This window comes from Nocardia sp. No.11 (genome assembly GCF_038752175.1).
Taxonomy (GTDB): Bacteria; Actinomycetota; Actinomycetes; order Mycobacteriales; family Mycobacteriaceae; genus Nocardia; species Nocardia canadensis.
In genome coordinates this window covers 1-15416 of sequence record NZ_JBCGFB010000019.1, presented here as the reverse complement: position 1 = coordinate 15416, position 15416 = coordinate 1, and the positions used below count along the sequence as shown (strand labels likewise).

14 protein-coding genes and 1 pseudogene are annotated in these 15416 nt (G+C 71.3%); 4 read left to right on the top strand and 11 right to left on the bottom strand.

All coding sequences use genetic code 11. The annotated features are described in order from the left end of the window. Positions 1 to 27: 27 nt before the first annotated feature. Entirely contained in the window at positions 28 to 243 is a 216-nt protein-coding gene (locus tag V8688_RS08845; RefSeq protein WP_218719668.1) for an MbtH family protein, read from the top strand. 23 nt (positions 244 to 266) lie between these two features. Next, a complete protein-coding gene (locus tag V8688_RS08840; RefSeq protein WP_342800583.1) occupies positions 267 to 1127 on the top strand; it encodes a hypothetical protein in 861 nt (286 codons plus the stop codon). A gap of 9 nt (positions 1128 to 1136) precedes the next feature. Here V8688_RS08840 and V8688_RS08835 read toward each other — a convergent pair whose 3' ends face one another. The 8 genes from V8688_RS08835 to V8688_RS08800 all read right to left on the bottom strand — a co-directional run bounded on the left by V8688_RS08835 (position 1137) and on the right by V8688_RS08800 (position 12104). Further along, positions 1137 to 2564 (bottom strand): DUF1254 domain-containing protein, encoded by a 1428-nt coding sequence (locus V8688_RS08835; protein WP_342800582.1) that lies wholly within the window; start codon positions 2562 to 2564, stop codon positions 1137 to 1139. An 85-nt stretch (positions 2565 to 2649) separates the two neighbouring features. Then, positions 2650 to 3876: a TetR/AcrR family transcriptional regulator gene (locus tag V8688_RS08830; RefSeq protein ID WP_342800581.1), complete on the bottom strand. Its 1227-nt coding sequence runs from the start codon at positions 3874 to 3876 to the stop codon at positions 2650 to 2652. 12 nt (positions 3877 to 3888) lie between these two features. Next, positions 3889 to 5832, bottom strand: coding sequence for an acetoacetate--CoA ligase (locus V8688_RS08825; RefSeq protein ID WP_342800580.1), 1944 nt, complete (start codon positions 5830 to 5832; stop codon positions 3889 to 3891). A 99-nt stretch (positions 5833 to 5931) separates the two neighbouring features. Then, a complete protein-coding gene (locus V8688_RS08820) occupies positions 5932 to 6765 on the bottom strand; it encodes a CoA ester lyase (RefSeq protein WP_342800598.1) in 834 nt (277 codons plus the stop codon). A 2-nt stretch (positions 6766 to 6767) separates the two neighbouring features. Continuing rightward, positions 6768 to 7298 carry a MaoC family dehydratase gene (locus V8688_RS08815; RefSeq protein ID WP_342800579.1) on the bottom strand — a complete coding sequence of 177 codons (531 nt, stop codon included), beginning with the start codon at positions 7296 to 7298 and terminating at the stop codon, positions 6768 to 6770. Then, the gene (locus V8688_RS08810; protein WP_218719673.1) at positions 7295 to 8455 is read right to left on the bottom strand and encodes an acyl-CoA dehydrogenase family protein; all 1161 of its coding nucleotides are present in this window, start codon (positions 8453 to 8455) and stop codon (positions 7295 to 7297) included. The genes V8688_RS08815 and V8688_RS08810 overlap by 4 nt, the downstream gene beginning before the upstream one ends. After that, positions 8452 to 10491, bottom strand: coding sequence for a biotin carboxylase N-terminal domain-containing protein (locus V8688_RS08805; protein ID WP_342800578.1), 2040 nt, complete (start codon positions 10489 to 10491; stop codon positions 8452 to 8454). The genes V8688_RS08810 and V8688_RS08805 overlap by 4 nt, the downstream gene beginning before the upstream one ends. 5 nt (positions 10492 to 10496) lie before the next feature. Next, complete coding sequence (locus V8688_RS08800; RefSeq protein WP_342800577.1) at positions 10497 to 12104, bottom strand: carboxyl transferase domain-containing protein; 1608 nt, start codon at positions 12102 to 12104, stop codon at positions 10497 to 10499. A gap of 137 nt (positions 12105 to 12241) precedes the next feature. Between V8688_RS08800 and V8688_RS08795 the strand changes: the two genes are divergently transcribed. Continuing rightward, on the top strand, positions 12242 to 12805 hold the full coding sequence (locus V8688_RS08795; RefSeq protein ID WP_218719695.1) for a TetR/AcrR family transcriptional regulator: 564 nt from the start codon (positions 12242 to 12244) through the stop codon (positions 12803 to 12805). 42 nt (positions 12806 to 12847) lie between these two features. Here the strand turns inward: V8688_RS08795 and V8688_RS08790 are convergent, their stop codons facing one another. The 3 genes from V8688_RS08790 to V8688_RS08780 are packed head-to-tail and all read right to left on the bottom strand — an operon-like array spanning position 12848 to position 15065. Then, positions 12848 to 13240 (bottom strand): NYN domain-containing protein, encoded by a 393-nt coding sequence (locus tag V8688_RS08790; RefSeq protein WP_342800576.1) that lies wholly within the window; start codon positions 13238 to 13240, stop codon positions 12848 to 12850. Between the two features lie 50 nt (positions 13241 to 13290). Further along, positions 13291 to 14001, bottom strand: coding sequence for an ABC transporter ATP-binding protein (locus V8688_RS08785; RefSeq protein ID WP_218719676.1), 711 nt, complete (start codon positions 13999 to 14001; stop codon positions 13291 to 13293). An 11-nt stretch (positions 14002 to 14012) separates the two neighbouring features. Further along, a complete protein-coding gene (locus V8688_RS08780) occupies positions 14013 to 15065 on the bottom strand; it encodes an ABC transporter permease (RefSeq protein ID WP_218719677.1) in 1053 nt (350 codons plus the stop codon). 129 nt (positions 15066 to 15194) lie between these two features. Between V8688_RS08780 and V8688_RS08775 the strand changes: the two are divergent. Further along, a pseudogene (locus V8688_RS08775) lies at positions 15195 to 15416 on the top strand (sensor histidine kinase); the annotation flags it as partial.

Genomic DNA, 15416 nt, shown 5'->3' with positions numbered 1-15416 from the left:
CCCCCACCCCCTCAGGAAGGCAATCCGATGAGCAATCCGTTCGACGACGAGAACGCCCAGTTCTACGTTTTGGTCAACGCCGAGGGGGAACACTCCCTCTGGCCCACCTTCGCCGCCGTCCCCGGTGGCTGGACCGTCGCCTTCGGCGCCGCCACCCGCACCTCCTGTCTCCAGTACGTCGAATCCCATTGGCTCGACATGCGTCCCAACTCCCTGATCGCCGCGATGGCCAACGAGGGCTGACCTCGCCCTACGTACAGTGGGGTATGCGGAGCGCTCGGTTCGGGATCGTGGTGGCGCTGCTGGCGGGACTGCTGGCGGGCGCGTACCTGGGGGCGCTGTTCGCGTCGTCGACCGACTCCGATCCGCCGCGGCGGCAGGCCACGGGACGCGATGTCGAGCACGCCGAGTTGGTGCTGTTCGAGTCCACCCGGGGGCTGCCCGACGTCCGGACCGTGCTGCGATCGACCGCCGACCTCGCCCAGTTCGCCGGGCGATTCCCCGGCGACGAACGCGCGGCCGGTCGGCTCACGGACACGCTCTCGCGCCGCGACTTCGACACCGAGGCGCTGATCGCCTTCTCCTGGGGCGCGGGCTGTTCGCCCGGTGACGGCGCGAAGCTGACCAGCGAGGGCGACGCCGACTACTCCGTCCGGCTGACCGGCGCGGACGATCCGCCGTCGGAATGCGTCGCGCCGTGGGAGATCCTGGCGGTGTTCGCGCTGCCCGCGGCGGAAGTGCCGACGACCACCCGGCTCGGCGGGTACCGCCCCGACCCGCCGGGTCCGGCGATCCTCACCCATTTCGAGCGCATCGCAGTCGGCACCGCCCCGCGCGGCGCCGAGGTCTCCCAGCCGGATCAGCTCGCCGCCTTCGCCGCCGGGCTCGACACCGTGACGGCCGCTCGGGTGCGTTCGGCGGTGTCGGGGCGCGCCGCCGGTGATCGGGCGTTCGCCTTCGTCGCCACCGGCTGTCACGACGACGGCGCCTATCTCGCGATCTCGCGGGAACGGCTGCGTCCGGTGCTGACCGCGACCGAGCCGGTCGCCTGCGTCGTCCCGGACTACTACGTCGCGGTGTTCACCACCCCGGCCGTCTCCGTCCCGATCGAGGCCGCCATCGGCTGAGACCGGGGGTCATGGCACCGGGGTCATCGGCGGCGGCTCCCAGTCGCCCTCGATCGCCGCCTCGCGAGGTGCGTACAGACGCAGCGTCAGGGAGAACTCGCCGGAGTCCGGGATCGGGAGCCAGTTGCCGGTGGGGACGCCCGGGCGCGGGTCGTCGTGCTGGACGGCGATCTCCACCGCGCCGTCGGGGCCCGCCACCACCGGTGGGGCGTGGCCGACCGCGTAGATCTCGGCGGGGTTGGGGACGAGGAAGCCCTGGGGGTCGTAGGCGGTGATCGAGGCGAAGGCGTCCACCGGCGGCCAGCGGCCGGGCTCGAAGCGGATGCGGTAGCGGCGCGGCTGTCCCGCGTCGTCGGTCGTGGGGGCCCAGAGTTCGGCGTAGAGCACGTCGCGGATCGGGGCCTTGCCCGGTGAGCGCATGGTCGTCGCCGCGCGTCGCAGGTAATCGGTGCCGAACCTGCCGAGGTCGACCGGGATCTCCCACCCGTTGACGCGGCGCGCGTTCGGGTCGGTCCATCCGGCGATCCGGCGCTGGGCCTGGCGGACCGCCTCGTCGAGCAGTTCGACGGGCTCGTTGTCGACGGTGCCGCCGGGGACGACGCCGATGGTGGCCAGCTGTTCCATCAGCGGTGCGTCGGCGGCCGCGGGCGGATCGGCCACCATCAACCTGCACAGCCGGTTGAGGTAGGTGCGGCCGTCCAGCGCGGCGATCCGCTTGACCGGCGGCTCCGGTCCGCGGTCGATCGGGTGCACCCTGCTGACCGTGACGTCGTATTCGCGGCGCTGCCAGGCGCCGGCCGGGACCAGCCGGATCTTCTCCTGCCACCGGTTGACCTGCGCCGCGTCCGCGACACCGTTGATCTGGATCCGGCCGACGATCGTCGCCATCGCCGACGGCATGTGCAGCAGGGTGGTGTGCGGCGGCAGCGACCCGGTCCACTTCGGGCCCGCGATGACGTAGGTGAACGGCGGCCCGTCGGCGTCGACCGTCGTCCGCGGCTGCTTGCTGCTCAGGTCGTGCACGGTGTTGCCCCACCCGTCGAGCAGCTGGAACAGCCAGTACCGATCCGGTTCCATCCCGGGGATCTGCAACACCAGCGGCTCGTCGGCCAGGTTCAGCCACGCCTGGGAATAGACCATGTCGTGGCTGAGCCGGGCCACCCCGCGATCCAGCGGATCGGGCAGCACGCTGTGATCGAACGTGTTCGTCGGCCCACTCGCCGCCCGCATCATGTCCAGCAAGATCATCGGATAGCCGAACACATACGCCTCGGTCGCCAGCCCCAGCACATCCGGCGCCCCCGTTGAGGACACCACCGACGGCACCGGCTCCCCACCCCCGCACCCGGACAGCACCACCCCCACCCCCGCAGCCGCCCCCAACTCGAGCAGGCGCCGCCGACTCAGCCCACCCTCGCCACCTGCCCGACCGCCCATGCGCTCTCCGTCCGACACCGCGAACGCCCACCGTAAACGCCCCACCGTCCCCCCGCCCTCACACACAACGGGTGAAATCCGCAGGTCAGCCGAGGAGGGTTCGGTGCATGAGGTGGGCGACGCGGGCTCGGCAGGCGATGGGGTCGGGGCCGTAGATCTGGCTGAGGTCGATGACCAGGGCGAAGGCCGCGTGGACCAGGAAGCGGGCTTCGGCGGCGGAGAGTTCGGGGCGGACCTCGCGGACCAGGCGGGCCCATTCCTGGACGCTGAGGCGCTGGATGTTGCGCAGGACCGCGCGTTCCTCGGCGGGGACGTGGCCGAACTCGGCGTAGTAGACGACGGCCAGCGCGCGTTCGTCGAAGGTGTCGGCGACGAACTGGGCGATCAGCACGTCCAGGGCCGCGCCGCTGTCGGGGGTGCCCGCGACGGCGGGGCCGATCGCACCCGAGACCCGGTCGGCCGCGCGGCGGAACGCGGCGGCGAGGATGTCGCTCTTGCCGCGGTAGAACCGGTACACCGCCGAGGCCGCGGACAGCCCGGCCGCCGAGGCGATGTCCTCGACGCTGACGTTCGGATACCCGCGCTCGTGGAACAGCTCGACCGCTTTGCGCAGCAGCAGTTCGTGTTTGAACGACTCCGGGATCTCGACCTGGGTGGCCTTCTCCGAAATCGTTGCCGCGGGCGGCAATTCGCTCTCGACCAGCGCGAGACAGGCCGTGGTCAGCAGCCGGTTCAGGGTGCGGGCAGGCAGGGCGGCGTGATGGTCGGCGATGCTGGTGATCACCCCGAACATCGCGGTGGACAGCATTCGCAGGTCCGGCGCGGTCAGCTCCGGCCGCAGGACGGCCAGCTGCTCGTCGAGGGCGACCAGCACCGAGGCCCGCTGCTCGTCGAGCACCAGCCGGTCGGCGGGCTCGAGGTAGCGGCCCTCCCAGCGCACCAGCGTGACCGTTCCCCGGTTCTCCACCGTCGCGCCGAGGAGCCCGGTCAGCATGTGCCGCAACCGTTCCGCCGCGGTCGATGACCCGTCACCGGACGCCGCGATCGAGGCGGTGAAGGCCTGCCCGACCCGCAGCAGTTCCTCCCGGAACAGCGCGTACTTGCTCGGGTAGTGCCGGTACAGCGCCGCCGAACTGATGCCCAATCCGGCGGCGATGTCCTCCATGCTCACCCCGTGATACCCGGCCGCGCCGAATGCCACCGCCGAGGTCGCCGCGATCTGCGCGCGCCGATTCTTCGGACGCCGCCGCACACCGTCCTTCGCTCCGCCGACTACCGATCCACGCGCACCACGAGACTCGCCGACATTCATGCCAGAAGTGTATTAGGCCTTGTGGGGCGGGGTGATCCGGGCATACCAGTCGAGCAGGGCCGGGTCGTCCACGGCGCTGCGTTCGACCACACGGGTCGCGTCCGCGCCCTGGAAGAGCTTCTTGATCGGCACTTCCAGCTTCTTGCCGGTCCGGGTGTGCGGGATCCCGGGGGCCTCGCGGATCTCGTCGGGGACGTGCCGGGGCGAGACCTCGGAGCGAATCGCGCTGCCGATCCTGGCTTTCAGATCGTCGGTGAGGGTGGCGCCGGGCGCGAGGACGACGAACAGCGGCATCCAGTAGCCGCCGTCGGGCTGCTCGGCGCCGATCACCAGCGCCTCGGCGATCTCCGGGAACTGTTCGACGACCTGGTAGATGTCGGCGCTGCCCATCCGGATGCCGTGCCGGTTGAGAGTGGAGTCGGAGCGGCCGTGCACGACGACGCTGCCGTGCTCGGTCAGCGTGATCCAGTCACCGTGCCGCCACACACCGGGGTAGGTGTCGAAATAGGCGTCGTGGTAGCGCTTTCCGTCCTCGTCGCGCCAGAAGCGCACCGGCATCGACGGCATCGGCTGGGTCACCACCAGCTCGCCGACCTCACCGCGCACCGGCGCGCCCTGCTCGTCGAAGGAGTCCAGCGCCACGCCGAGATACGGTGCCGACAGCTCGCCCGGCCACACCGGCACCGTGGGCACTCCGCCGATGAACGCCGACACCACGTCGGTGCCGCCGCTGATCGAGTTCACCTGCACGTGCTCGCCCGCGTTCGCGTCGAGCCACAGCGCGCTCGACACCGGCAGCGCCGACCCGGTGATCCCGACGCTGCGCAGCGCCGACAGATCGTGCTCGGCCCGCGGCACCGCGCCCGCCTTGATGCACCCGAGCACGTAGCCGGGACTGGTGCCGAGCACGGTGGCGCGGACCTGGGCGGCGAGGCGCCACAGCGCGTCCGGGCCGCCGGCCGTCGGGCTGCCGTCGTAGGTCACCACGGTGGCGCCGGTCAGCAGGCCGGCGATCTGGAAGTTCCACATCATCCAGCTGGGGCTGGTGTACCAGAAGAAGGTGTCCTCGGGACCGATGTCGGATTGCAGGGCAACGGCTTTCAGATGCTCGAGCAGCACGCCGCCGTGGCCGTGCACGATGCCCTTCGGCAGACCGGTGGTGCCGGAGGAGAACACGATCCACAGCGGATGATCGAAGGCGACGGCGGCGGTCTCGATCACCCCGAGCCCCGGATCGGCGATCACGTCCGACCACGCCACCGCGTCGGGCACTTCGAGGCCCAGCTGCGAGACCACGACGGTCGCGCGCAGGTCGGGCAGGCCCTCCTGCAGGGCGGCGATGTCGCCGCGCTTGTCGTGCTGCTTGCCGCCGAACCGGTAGCCGTCGGCCGTGACGAGCACGGTCGGCTCCAGCTGGCCGAGCCGGTCCAGCGCCGCCTTGGCCGAGTAGTCCTGCCCGCACGCGCTCCACACCGCGCCGATGCTCGCGGTGGCGAGGAAGGCGACGATGGCCTCCGGGATATTCGGCAGGTAGCCGATCACCCGGTCGCCCGGTCCGACGTCGCGCGCCCGCAGGGCGCCCGCGAACGCGGTGACCTGCTCGATCAGCTCCGCCCACGAGATCTCGCGCTGCTCGGCGTCCTCGTGCAGGGCGAGCACGGCGGGCCGGTCGGGCCGCGCCTGCCGGATGATCTGGTCGACGTAGTTCAGCCGCGTCCCAGGGAACCACTGCGCGCCGGGCATCTCCCGCGTGCCGAGCACGCCGTCGGCGATCGGACCGAGCTCGAAGTAGTCCCACAGCGCCTGCCAGAAGCCGGCGATGTCGTCGACCGACCATTGCCACAGGGCCTGGTAGTCGGGGTACTGCTCGCCGGTCCGGCCGCTGACGAAGGCGGCGAAGTCGGTGATCCGTGCCGACGCGATGTCCTCGGCGGTCGGTTCCCATTGCGGTTGCACCGGATGTCCTCCTCGTACTGGGTTGCGCGGGCCGGAACTGCCCGGCCGATGATTACCCCGGCGCGCGGCCGGTAGTCGCCCCCGCGCGCCGGGTAGTGCTCAGCTGGGCAGTTCGGCCCGGCGGACGATCCGCTCCGCGTGTCGGAGCACCGGTGCGTCGACCATGCGTCCCTCGAACGCGAAGACGCCCCGATGGTTCGGCACCTCGGCGAGCACTCGGCGCGCCCAGTCGATCTCGTCGGGGTCGGGCGCGTAGCCCTCCCGGATCACCGCCACCTGGCGGGGATGGATAGCGACCTTGGCGTCGAAGCCGACGGCCACCGCGTCCAGCGTCTCCACCGCCAGCCCTTCCAGGTTCTCGATGTCGAGGAACACCGAATCCAGGGCGAACCGGCCGAAGGCCTTGGCCGCCAGCAGGCTCGTCGAGCGCACGTGCCGGGCGACATCGCGGTAGCTGCCGTCGGCGTGCCTGCTGGCATTGCCGCCCAGCCCGGCGACCAGGTCCTCGGCGCCCCACATCACGCCGACGGCGTTCTCGGCGGCGACCGACTCGGCCACCCGCACCGCGCCCAGCGGAGACTCGATCAGCACGATCACCTCGTAGCCCGCCAGGCTCCTGACCTGTTCGGCCGATTCACATTTGGGCAGCATGACGCGCCGGTAGGCGGTCTGCGCGAGGGCGGCCAGGTCGGCCGCGTACTCGTCGGTCTCGACCGCGTTGACGCGGACCACGGTGTGCCGCGGGTCGAGCGGGGTCTCGATCAGCGCCTTCCTGGCCGCGACCTTGTCACCCGCGGCGACGCCGTCCTCGAGGTCGAGGATCACCACATCGGCCACCGCCGCGGCCTTGGCGAAACGTTCGGGACGGTCGGCCGGGCAGAACAGCCAGGCCGGTCCGCTGGGCTCCCAGGCGCTCACGCTGTCTCCCGTCATCGTCATGCGGGGGCCTTCCGGACCAGCGTCTGCCGCACGGCTTTCGCCACGATCACACCGTCCTGGTTGCGCGCGGTGTGGGTGAGGCCGACGATGCCCTCACCCGGACGGCTCTTGGATTCCCGCTTGTCGGTCACCAGTGTCTCGGCGTACATCGTGTCGCCGTGGAACAGCGGCGCGGGCAGCGACATCTCGGAGAAGCCGAGGTTGGCCACCAGGGTGCCCTGGGTGAGCTGGGCGACCGAGAGGCCGACCAGCGTCGACAGGGTGAACATCGAGTTCACCAGCCGCTGGTTGAACGGCGGCTGCGCGTCGGCGAAGTTCGCGTCCAGGTGCAGCGCCTGGGTGTTCATGGTCAGCGTGGTGAACAAGACGTTGTCGGCCTCGGTGATGGTGCGGCCGGGCCGGTGCTCGTAGATCGTCCCGATCTCGAACTCCTCGAACCACAGGCCGCGCTGGACGACGCGTCGTGTCTCGGTGCTCGACGGCGCCTGCGCTGCCGCCTCCGGGCCGCCGTGATCAGGCGCGCTCACAGACCCAGCTCCCGTGCGATCAGCATCAGCTGCACCTCCGTCGTGCCCTCACCGATTTCCAGGATCTTGCTGTCACGGTAGTGCCTGGACACGGGGTATTCGTTCATGAAGCCGTTGCCGCCGAAGATCTGGGTGGCGTCGCGCGCGTTGTCCATCGCGGCCTCGCTGGCGACCATCTTGGCGATCGAGGCGGCCTTCTTGAACGGCTTGCCCGCCAGCATCAGCGCGGCCGCGTCGTAGTAGGCGGTGCGCGCGACGTGGGCGCGCGCCTCCATCCGGGCGATCTTGAACGCGATGGCCTGATTGCGGCCGATGGCCTGCCCGAACGCCTGCCGCTCACCGGCGTAGCGCACGCTCTCGTCCACACAGCCCTGCGCGGCGCCCACCGCGAGCGCGGCGATGGCGATGCGGCCCTCGTCGAGGATGCGCAGGAAGTTGGCGTAGCCGCGGCCGCGCTCGCCGAGCAGGTTCTCCTGCGGCACCCGCACGTCGGTGAAGCTGAGCGGGTGGGTGTCGGAGGCGTTCCAGCCGACCTTGTTGTAGGCCGGTTCGGCGACGAAACCGGGGGTGGAGGTCGGCACCAGGATGGTGGAGATCTCCTTCTTGCCGCCGGTCTGCCCGGTCACCGCGGTGACGGTGACCAGCCGGGTGATGTCGGTACCGGAGTTGGTGATGAACTGCTTGGCGCCGTTGATCACCCAGCTCTCGCCGTCGGCGACCGCGGTGGTGCGGGTGCCGCCGGCGTCGCTGCCCGCGTCGGGCTCGGTGAGGCCGAAACCGGCCAGGGCGCGCCCGCTGGTGAGCTGGGGCAGCCACTCGTTCTTCTGCTTGTCGTCGCCGAAGCGGTAGATCGGCATCGCGCCCAGCGAGACACCGGCCTCGAGGGTGATGGCCACGCTCTGGTCGACCTTGCCGAGCTCCTCGAGCGCCAGGCACAGGGCGAAGTAGTCGCCGCCCATGCCGCCGAACTCCTCGGGGAACGGCAGGCCGAACAGGCCCATGTCGGCCATCCCGGCGACGACCTCGTACGGGAAGCTGTGCTCGGCATCGTGTTTCGCCGAGACGGGCGCCACGACCTGCTGGGCGAAGTCGCGCACGGTCAGGGCGAGCTGGCGGTATTCGTCCGGCAGCGAGCCGGTGGACAGGTAGTCGGTCATGCGTTGGTTCCTTCGCGCTCGGTCTCTACGACTGCGGTTTCGACGGGATGGGCGACGACGCGGACCAGCACCTGGTCCAGCTTCACCTGGGCGCCCGGCCGCACCAGCACCTCGACGGTGCCCGCGACGGGGGCGGTGAGGGTGTGCTCCATCTTCATGGCCTCGATGACGATCACCGGATCGCCGACCTCGACGGTCGCGCCGTCGGCGACCGGGGCGGCGATCACCGAACCCGGCATGGGACTGCGGATCTCGGCGTCGCCGACGTGGGCGGCGTCGCCGCGCACGCTCGCCTCGGCGACTTCGCGCAGCACGGCGACGCTCCCGGCGTGGCCGACCCACAGCTGGTCGGCGTCCTCGGCCACGCGGAACTCGCGGCGCAGCCCGTCCAACGTGAGGACGAGGCCGTCGCGGCTGGTGGCGGCCGAGAGCGATTGCGGCGCACCGTCGTCGATCCGGACGGTCGCCGATTCCGGTGTGCCGGTGAGGAAGACATGGCGCACCTGGTCACCGGCGGCGAGCCGGATCGCGGTCGGAGCCTGCGCGCCGAGCCGCCAGCCCGACGGGGTCGACCACGGGTCGCCGCCGGGGGCGGGCCAGCGGCGCAGCCAGTGATGGGTGGCGGCGGCGAGGAATTCGTCGTCGGTCACCTCGGCGGGCCGGAAGTCGCCGACCCGGCGGTCCAGCAACGCGGTGTCGAGGCGGCCCGCCTGGACATCCGCGTCGGCGAGCAGGAAGCGCAGGAACTCGATATTGCTCGTCACGCCGAGCAGCACGGTCTGTTCCAGCGCGCGGTCCAGCGCCGCGAGGGCGTCGGCGCGGGTGTCGCCGCGCGCGATCACCTTCGACAACATCGGGTCGTAGTCGCTGCCGACCACGGTGCCCTCGGACAGGCCCGAATCCACGCGCACGCCGGGGCCGCTCGGTTCGCTGAGCGCGAGCACGGTGCCACCGGTGGGCAGGAAGCCGCGACCCGGATCCTCGGCGTAGACCCGCGCCTCGATCGCGTGCCCGACCAGGCGGATCTCGTCCTGGCTTTTGCTCAGCTGCTGCCCCGCGGCCACGCGGACCTGGCATTCCACCAGGTCGACGCCGGTGACCAGCTCGGTCACCGGGTGCTCGACCTGCAGGCGCGTGTTCATCTCCATGAAGAAGAACTCGTCGGGCCGGTCGGCGGAGACAATGAACTCCACGGTGCCCGCGCCGACGTAGTCGACACTGCGCGCGGTATTGCAGGCCGCGGCCCCGATCCGGGCCCTGGTCGTGGCGTCCAGCAGCGGCGAGGGCGCTTCCTCGATCACCTTCTGATGCCTGCGCTGCAAGCTGCACTCGCGTTCGCCCAGGTGCACCACATTGCCGAACTTGTCGGCCAGGACCTGCACCTCGATGTGGCGGGGCCGGGTGACGAACCGCTCCAGGAACAGGGTGTCGTCACCGAAGGCCGCGCCCGCCTCGCGTCGCGCGCTGACCAGCGCCGCGGGCAGATCCTCGGGCCGCTCGACCCTCCGCATGCCCTTGCCGCCGCCACCGGCGGACGGCTTCACCAGCACCGGGTAGCCGACCTCGGCGGCGGCGGTGATCAACTGCTCGTCGGTGAGGCCGGGCTCGGCGATGCCGGGTACCACCGGGACGCCGAACGCGGTGACGGTGTTCTTGGCGGTGATCTTGTCGCCCATCACCTCGATCGCCTTGGCGGGCGGACCGAGGAAGACGATGTCCGCGTCGGCCAGCGCCGCGGCGAACGCCGAATTCTCCGACAGGAAGCCGTATCCGGGGTGCACGGCCTGGGCGCCGGAGCGGATCGCGGCGTCGACGACCTTCTCGATCGACAGGTAGCTCTCGCGAGCCGGGGCGGGCCCGAGGCGCACCGCGACATCGGCCTCGCGCACGTGGCGGGCGCCCGCGTCGGCGTCGCTGTACACCGCGACCGAGCGAATGCCCATGGCGCGCAAGGTCTTGATGACGCGCACCGCGATCTCGCCGCGATTGGCGACCAGGACGGTATCGAACTCGACGGGGTGGGCTTTGTTCAGCATGTCACTCACATCCGGAAGACGCCGTAGGAGACGGGCTCGAGCGGCGCTTGCGCGCAGACCGAGAGGGCAAGTCCGAGCACGGTTCTGGTGTCGGTGGGCGCGATGACGCCGTCGTCCCAGATCCGCGCGGTCGCGTAGTAGGGGTTGCCCTGGGTCTCGTACTGCTCCCGGATCGGCGCCTTGAACGCCTCCTGATCCTCCGCCGACCACGGCTTGCCCGCGCTGTCGAGCTGGTCGCCGCGCACGGTCGCCAGCACCGAGGCGGCCTGCTCGCCGCCCATCACCGAGATCCGCGAGTTCGGCCACATCCACAGGAAGCGCGGCGAATACGCGCGTCCGCACATGGAGTAGTTGCCCGCGCCGTAGGAGCCGCCGATCACCACGGTCAGCTTCGGCACCCGCGCGCAGGCCACGGCGGTGACCATCTTCGCGCCGTGCTTGGCGATGCCGCCCGCCTCGTAGTCGCGTCCGACCATGAAGCCGGTGATGTTCTGCAGGAACACCAGCGGGATCTTGCGCTTGTCGCACAGTTCGATGAAATGCGCGCCCTTCATGGCGGATTCGGCGAACAGCACGCCGTTGTTGGCGACGATGCCGACCGGGTGACCGTGGATGCGGGCGAAGCCGGTGACCAGGGTCTTGCCGTATTCGGCCTTGAACTCGTGGAAGCCGGCCTCGCCGTCGACGATCCGGTCGATCACCTCGCGCACGTCGTAGGGGGTGCGCGGGTCGACCGGGACCACGTCGTAAAGCTCGTCCTCGTCCTTGGCGGGCGCAGTGGTCGCCAGCACCTCCCAGGGCGCCTCGGGCTTCGGGCCCAGGGTGCCGACGATCTTGCGGACGATGCGCAACGCGTCGCGGTCGTCCTCGGCGAGATGGTCGGTGACGCCGGAGGTGCGCGAGTGCAGCAGGCCGCCGCCGAGTTCTTCGGCCGTGACGACCTCACCGGTCGCCGCCTTCACCAGCGGCGGGCCGCCGAGGAAGATGGTGCCCTGGTCGCGCACGATGACGGCCTCGTCGGCCATCGCGGGCACGTAGGCGCCACCGGCGGTGCACGATCCCATCACTGCCGCGATCTGGGCGATGCCCTTGGCGCTCATGTTGGCCTGGTTGTAGAAGATGCGGCCGAAGTGCTCGCGGTCGGGGAACACCTCGTCCTGGTGCGGCAGGAAGGCGCCGCCGGAGTCCACCAGGTACACGCACGGGAGGTTGTTCTGCGCGGCGACCTCCTGCGCGCGCAGGTGCTTCTTCACCGAGATCGGGTAGTAGGTGCCGCCCTTGACCGTCGCGTCGTTGGCCAGGACCAGGCACTCGCGGCCCGCGATGCGGCCGATGCCGGCGATCACGCCCGCGCCGGGGCACTCGTCGCCGTACATGCCGTTGCCCGCCAGCGGGGACAGTTCCAGGAACGGGCTGCCGGGGTCGAGCAGCTGGTCGACCCGCTCGCGGGGCAGCAGCTTGCCTCGGGCCGCGTGCCGCTCGCGCGACTTCTGCGGGCCGCCCAGCGCCGTCGTCGCCAGCCGCTGGCGCAGCTCGTCGACCAGGGCGCGGTGCGCGTCCCGGTTGCTCGTCGCGGCTGTGGTGCCGTTGTCGAGGTCGTGCGTAACCGTCATCACGCCATCCTGCCATCCGGTTAATCGCCAATAACTGAAATTCAGGTTAATCTTGACTAACCAAGTTGTCCAGACCCGGCGGAAGGCAGTCGAGATTGGCCACGGTCGAACCCGCTCCGGCGACCCGGCGCGAGCTGATGAAAGCCCAGCGTCGCGAGCAGTTGCTCGACGCGGGCGCCCGGTTGATCGCCGATCGCGGGTTCTTCGGCGTGCGCCTCGACGACCTCGGCGCGGCCGTCGGGATCAGCGGACCCGCCGTCTACCGGCACTTCGCGAACAAGGAGGCGCTGCTGGTCGAGCTGCTGGTCGGGGTCAGTGAGCGATTGCTCGCCGGTGGGCGCGCGGTCGTCGCGGCGGCGCAATCGCCCGCCGAAGCCCTGGTCGGCCTGGTGGACTTCCACCTCGACTTCGCCTTCGACGACCCCGAGCTCATCCGCATCCAGGACCGCGATCTGGACAACGTGCCCGCCGCCGACCGTCGCACCCTGCGCCGCACGCAGCGGCAGTACGTCGAGGTCTGGGTGCAGGTGCTGCGCGAGGTGCATCCCGGTCTGGCCGAGGACACCGCCCGCGTCCAGGCCCACGCGGCCTTCGGGCTGATCAACTCCACTCCGCACAGCGCCGCCCCGGCGCGGGCGAGCAAGGCGCGGCCGGTGTTGCGGCAGATGGCGCTGGCGGCGTTGTCGGCCGAGCAGGCCTGATCGGCTGCGTGGGAACGCTGCCGCGGCCCGGCTCCGGGAAGATCAATCCAGTTGGCGCAGGAGCCAACTGGGGCCGACCGCGTCGGCACCGAGAGCGTCGACCCGGCGGCGGAGCTCCCGGTCGGCGGTGACGACGGTGAGCTGGTCGTAGCCGGTGGCCTCGGCGACCACGTCGACGATCTTGTCGTCGCCGGAGCGGTCGGCCAGCACGACGGTCAGGCGCGGGGCGGTCGGTGCGGCGTCGTCGGCCGCGGCCTTGGCGGCGCCCTCGAGGACGACGGTCACCACCGTCGACGCAGGCAGGCGGGTCGTCAGGTCCGCGATGTTCGCCAGCAGCCGCCGGGCGGCGCCCGCGCGGTCGCGCCACCAGCCGTCGGCCTTGGCGCCGATGACATTGGCCGCGTCGACCACGATCAGCTGGGTCGGATCGCTCATCGGTCCAGTCTCCCCCCGGCGCGCGCCCGGCGCTCGGCGGGCGCGCCGGATCAGGCGACGGCGGGCACCTCGACCGGGCTGAGGCGGCCGTCGGTCATCCGGTAGACCGCGTCCATCCGGTGCAGGTGGGTCGGGTCGTGGGTGACCAGGATCGTCGCCGCGCGGTGCTCGCGGGCGATGGTGGTGATCAGGTCGAGCACGGCGGCGCCGCGTTCGGTGTCCAGGGCGCTGGTCGGCTCGTCGACGACGAGCAGGGCCGGGTCGTTCATCAGGGCGCGGGCGATATTGACGCGCTGGCGCTGGCCGCCGGAGAGCTGCGCGGGCCGCTTGTCCGCGTGCTCGGCCAGGCCGACCGCGGCGAGCAGGTCCCGTGCGCGGGACCTGGTTTCACCCCGGCCGCTGCGCCGCTTGCCGCCGAGATGCGCGGTGACCTCCAGCTGTTCCAGGGCGGTCAGCGCGGGGATGAGATTGGGCTGCTGGAAGACGATGCCCATCTGGGTGCGGCGGACGGTGGACGCGGCCCGCCTGCTCAGCGTCGCGAGATCGGTACTGCCGGTGTCGGTCGCGAGGACGACGGTGCCCGTGTCGGGCCGGATCAGCGTCGCCGCCACCGCGAGCAGGCTGGACTTGCCCGAGCCGGACGGGCCGGTGACGGCGGCGATGGTGCCGCCGGGGACGTGCAGGTTCACCCGGTCGAGCGCGGTGAGCCTGCCCGTGCCGTCGGGGTAGGTGAGAGTGACGTCGGTGAGGGTCAGTGCCATGGTGGGGTCCTTCAGCGGGTCGCGCCGAGCGCGGTCAGGGGATCGGTGGTGAACAGGAAGCGCAGCGCGACCGCGGCGCCGACGAGGCCGAGCGCGATCAGGGCCAGCGCGGGCACCAGGGTCGTCGACAGCGACAGCACGAACGGCATGGCGTCACCGAGGAACAGGGAGGCCACCGCGGTGCTGCCGAGCCCGATCGCGACACCGGTGACCAGCACGATCGCCGCCTGCGCCAGCGCGTCGAGCGCCAGCGAACCGGTGGTCGCGCCGAGCGCCTTCAAGGTGGCGATGTCGGGTTGGCGCTGCACCGTCCACACGGTGAAGAAGGCCCCGATCACCAGCGCGGAGATGGCGAACAGCAGCACCGTCATCAGCGTCAGCGAGCTGTTCTCGGCCTGGTAGGAGCCGATCGCCTCGACGGCGTTCGCGGCGGGCAGCGTGCGCGTTCCGGCTTCGGCGTCGAGATCGTCGCGCGGGGCGTCGCCGAGCACGGCGAGCACGGTGGCCGCGCCCGCGCGAGGGCTGGCCGCCTGCCAGTCCGCCAGGCTCGTCCAGATCACCGGGGTGTGGCTGTACCACTCGTCGCCGGCGACGTCGGCGACGGTGAACTCGTGGCCTGCCAGCACCACGGTGTCGCCGGTGCCCGCGGCCAGTGCGCGGGCCGCGCCCGAGCTCAGCACCACCGCTCCCGGTGCGGTAGCAGGGTGATTGCTGAACGCCGCGGGGTCGCCGCCGAACAGCGCGACCTGCTCGGGGCTCGCGCCCACGTGTTCGGCGCGGGTCCGGGAGATGCCGACCGGGGTGACCTCGATCCCGCCCGTCGACCGCCACCGCGCGATCTGCTCCTCGGTGAGCACCGACGAGTCGAAGGACGGATCGGCGCCGGTCTCGGCGAACACCACCTGGTCGGCGCGCAGGCCCTGGACCGCGGAGATGTTCTGGTGCGCCAGCCCGGCGGTGAGCCCACTCAGAAAACTGACCAGCACCGCCACCAGCAGGACGACGGTGGTGATCAGCAGGAAGCGGCCGCGGGCGGCCCGGAGATCTCGGAGTGCGACGAACATGCCTCCACTCTCGTCGCGCACGACCGCCACGCCATCGCACCGGCGCACGAAACGCGCTCCATCCAAGGACTGCCCGTGTTTACACCTTTCGATGGATGCCGGGCCGGTTGCCGCACATAAGCTGGTCGGGTGCACTCGTCCCCCCTGACCCCGGTGGTCACCACGCTGCGGCTCGGTCTGCACGTGCTGGTGACGGTGCTGGGCGCGGTGGTCGCGGTGCGAGCGCTGTTGCCCGGCGGCGGTGGGCACGGTGTCGGGGTGGTCGTCCTGACGGGAATCTGGCTGGCCGTCTACTTCGCGGGCACCGAACTGCCGCGCCGGGTCGCCTCGGGCGCCCCGGCCGGGGCGGCG

Bases quoted from the DNA above. Each gene is read 5' to 3' on its own strand.
- V8688_RS08840 (WP_342800583.1), top strand. From the start codon at position 267: ATGCGGAGCGCTCGGTTCGGGATCGTGGTGGCGCTGCTGGCGGGACTG.
- V8688_RS08835 (WP_342800582.1), bottom strand. From the start codon at position 2,564: ATGGGCGGTCGGGCAGGTGGCGAGGGTGGGCTGAGTCGGCGGCGCCTG.
- V8688_RS08790 (WP_342800576.1), bottom strand. From the start codon at position 13,240: ATGAGCGATCCGACCCAGCTGATCGTGGTCGACGCGGCCAATGTCATC.
- V8688_RS08780 (WP_218719677.1), bottom strand. From the start codon at position 15,065: ATGTTCGTCGCACTCCGAGATCTCCGGGCCGCCCGCGGCCGCTTCCTG.
- V8688_RS08805 (WP_342800578.1), bottom strand. From the start codon at position 10,491: ATGCTGAACAAAGCCCACCCCGTCGAGTTCGATACCGTCCTGGTCGCC.
- V8688_RS08820 (WP_342800598.1), bottom strand. From the start codon at position 6,765: ATGACGGGAGACAGCGTGAGCGCCTGGGAGCCCAGCGGACCGGCCTGG.
- V8688_RS08785 (WP_218719676.1), bottom strand. From the start codon at position 14,001: ATGGCACTGACCCTCACCGACGTCACTCTCACCTACCCCGACGGCACG.
- V8688_RS08830 (WP_342800581.1), bottom strand. From the start codon at position 3,876: ATGAATGTCGGCGAGTCTCGTGGTGCGCGTGGATCGGTAGTCGGCGGA.
- V8688_RS08810 (WP_218719673.1), bottom strand. From the start codon at position 8,455: ATGACCGACTACCTGTCCACCGGCTCGCTGCCGGACGAATACCGCCAG.
- V8688_RS08795 (WP_218719695.1), top strand. From the start codon at position 12,242: ATGAAAGCCCAGCGTCGCGAGCAGTTGCTCGACGCGGGCGCCCGGTTG.
- V8688_RS08845 (WP_218719668.1), top strand. From the start codon at position 28: ATGAGCAATCCGTTCGACGACGAGAACGCCCAGTTCTACGTTTTGGTC.
- V8688_RS08800 (WP_342800577.1), bottom strand. From the start codon at position 12,104: ATGACGGTTACGCACGACCTCGACAACGGCACCACAGCCGCGACGAGC.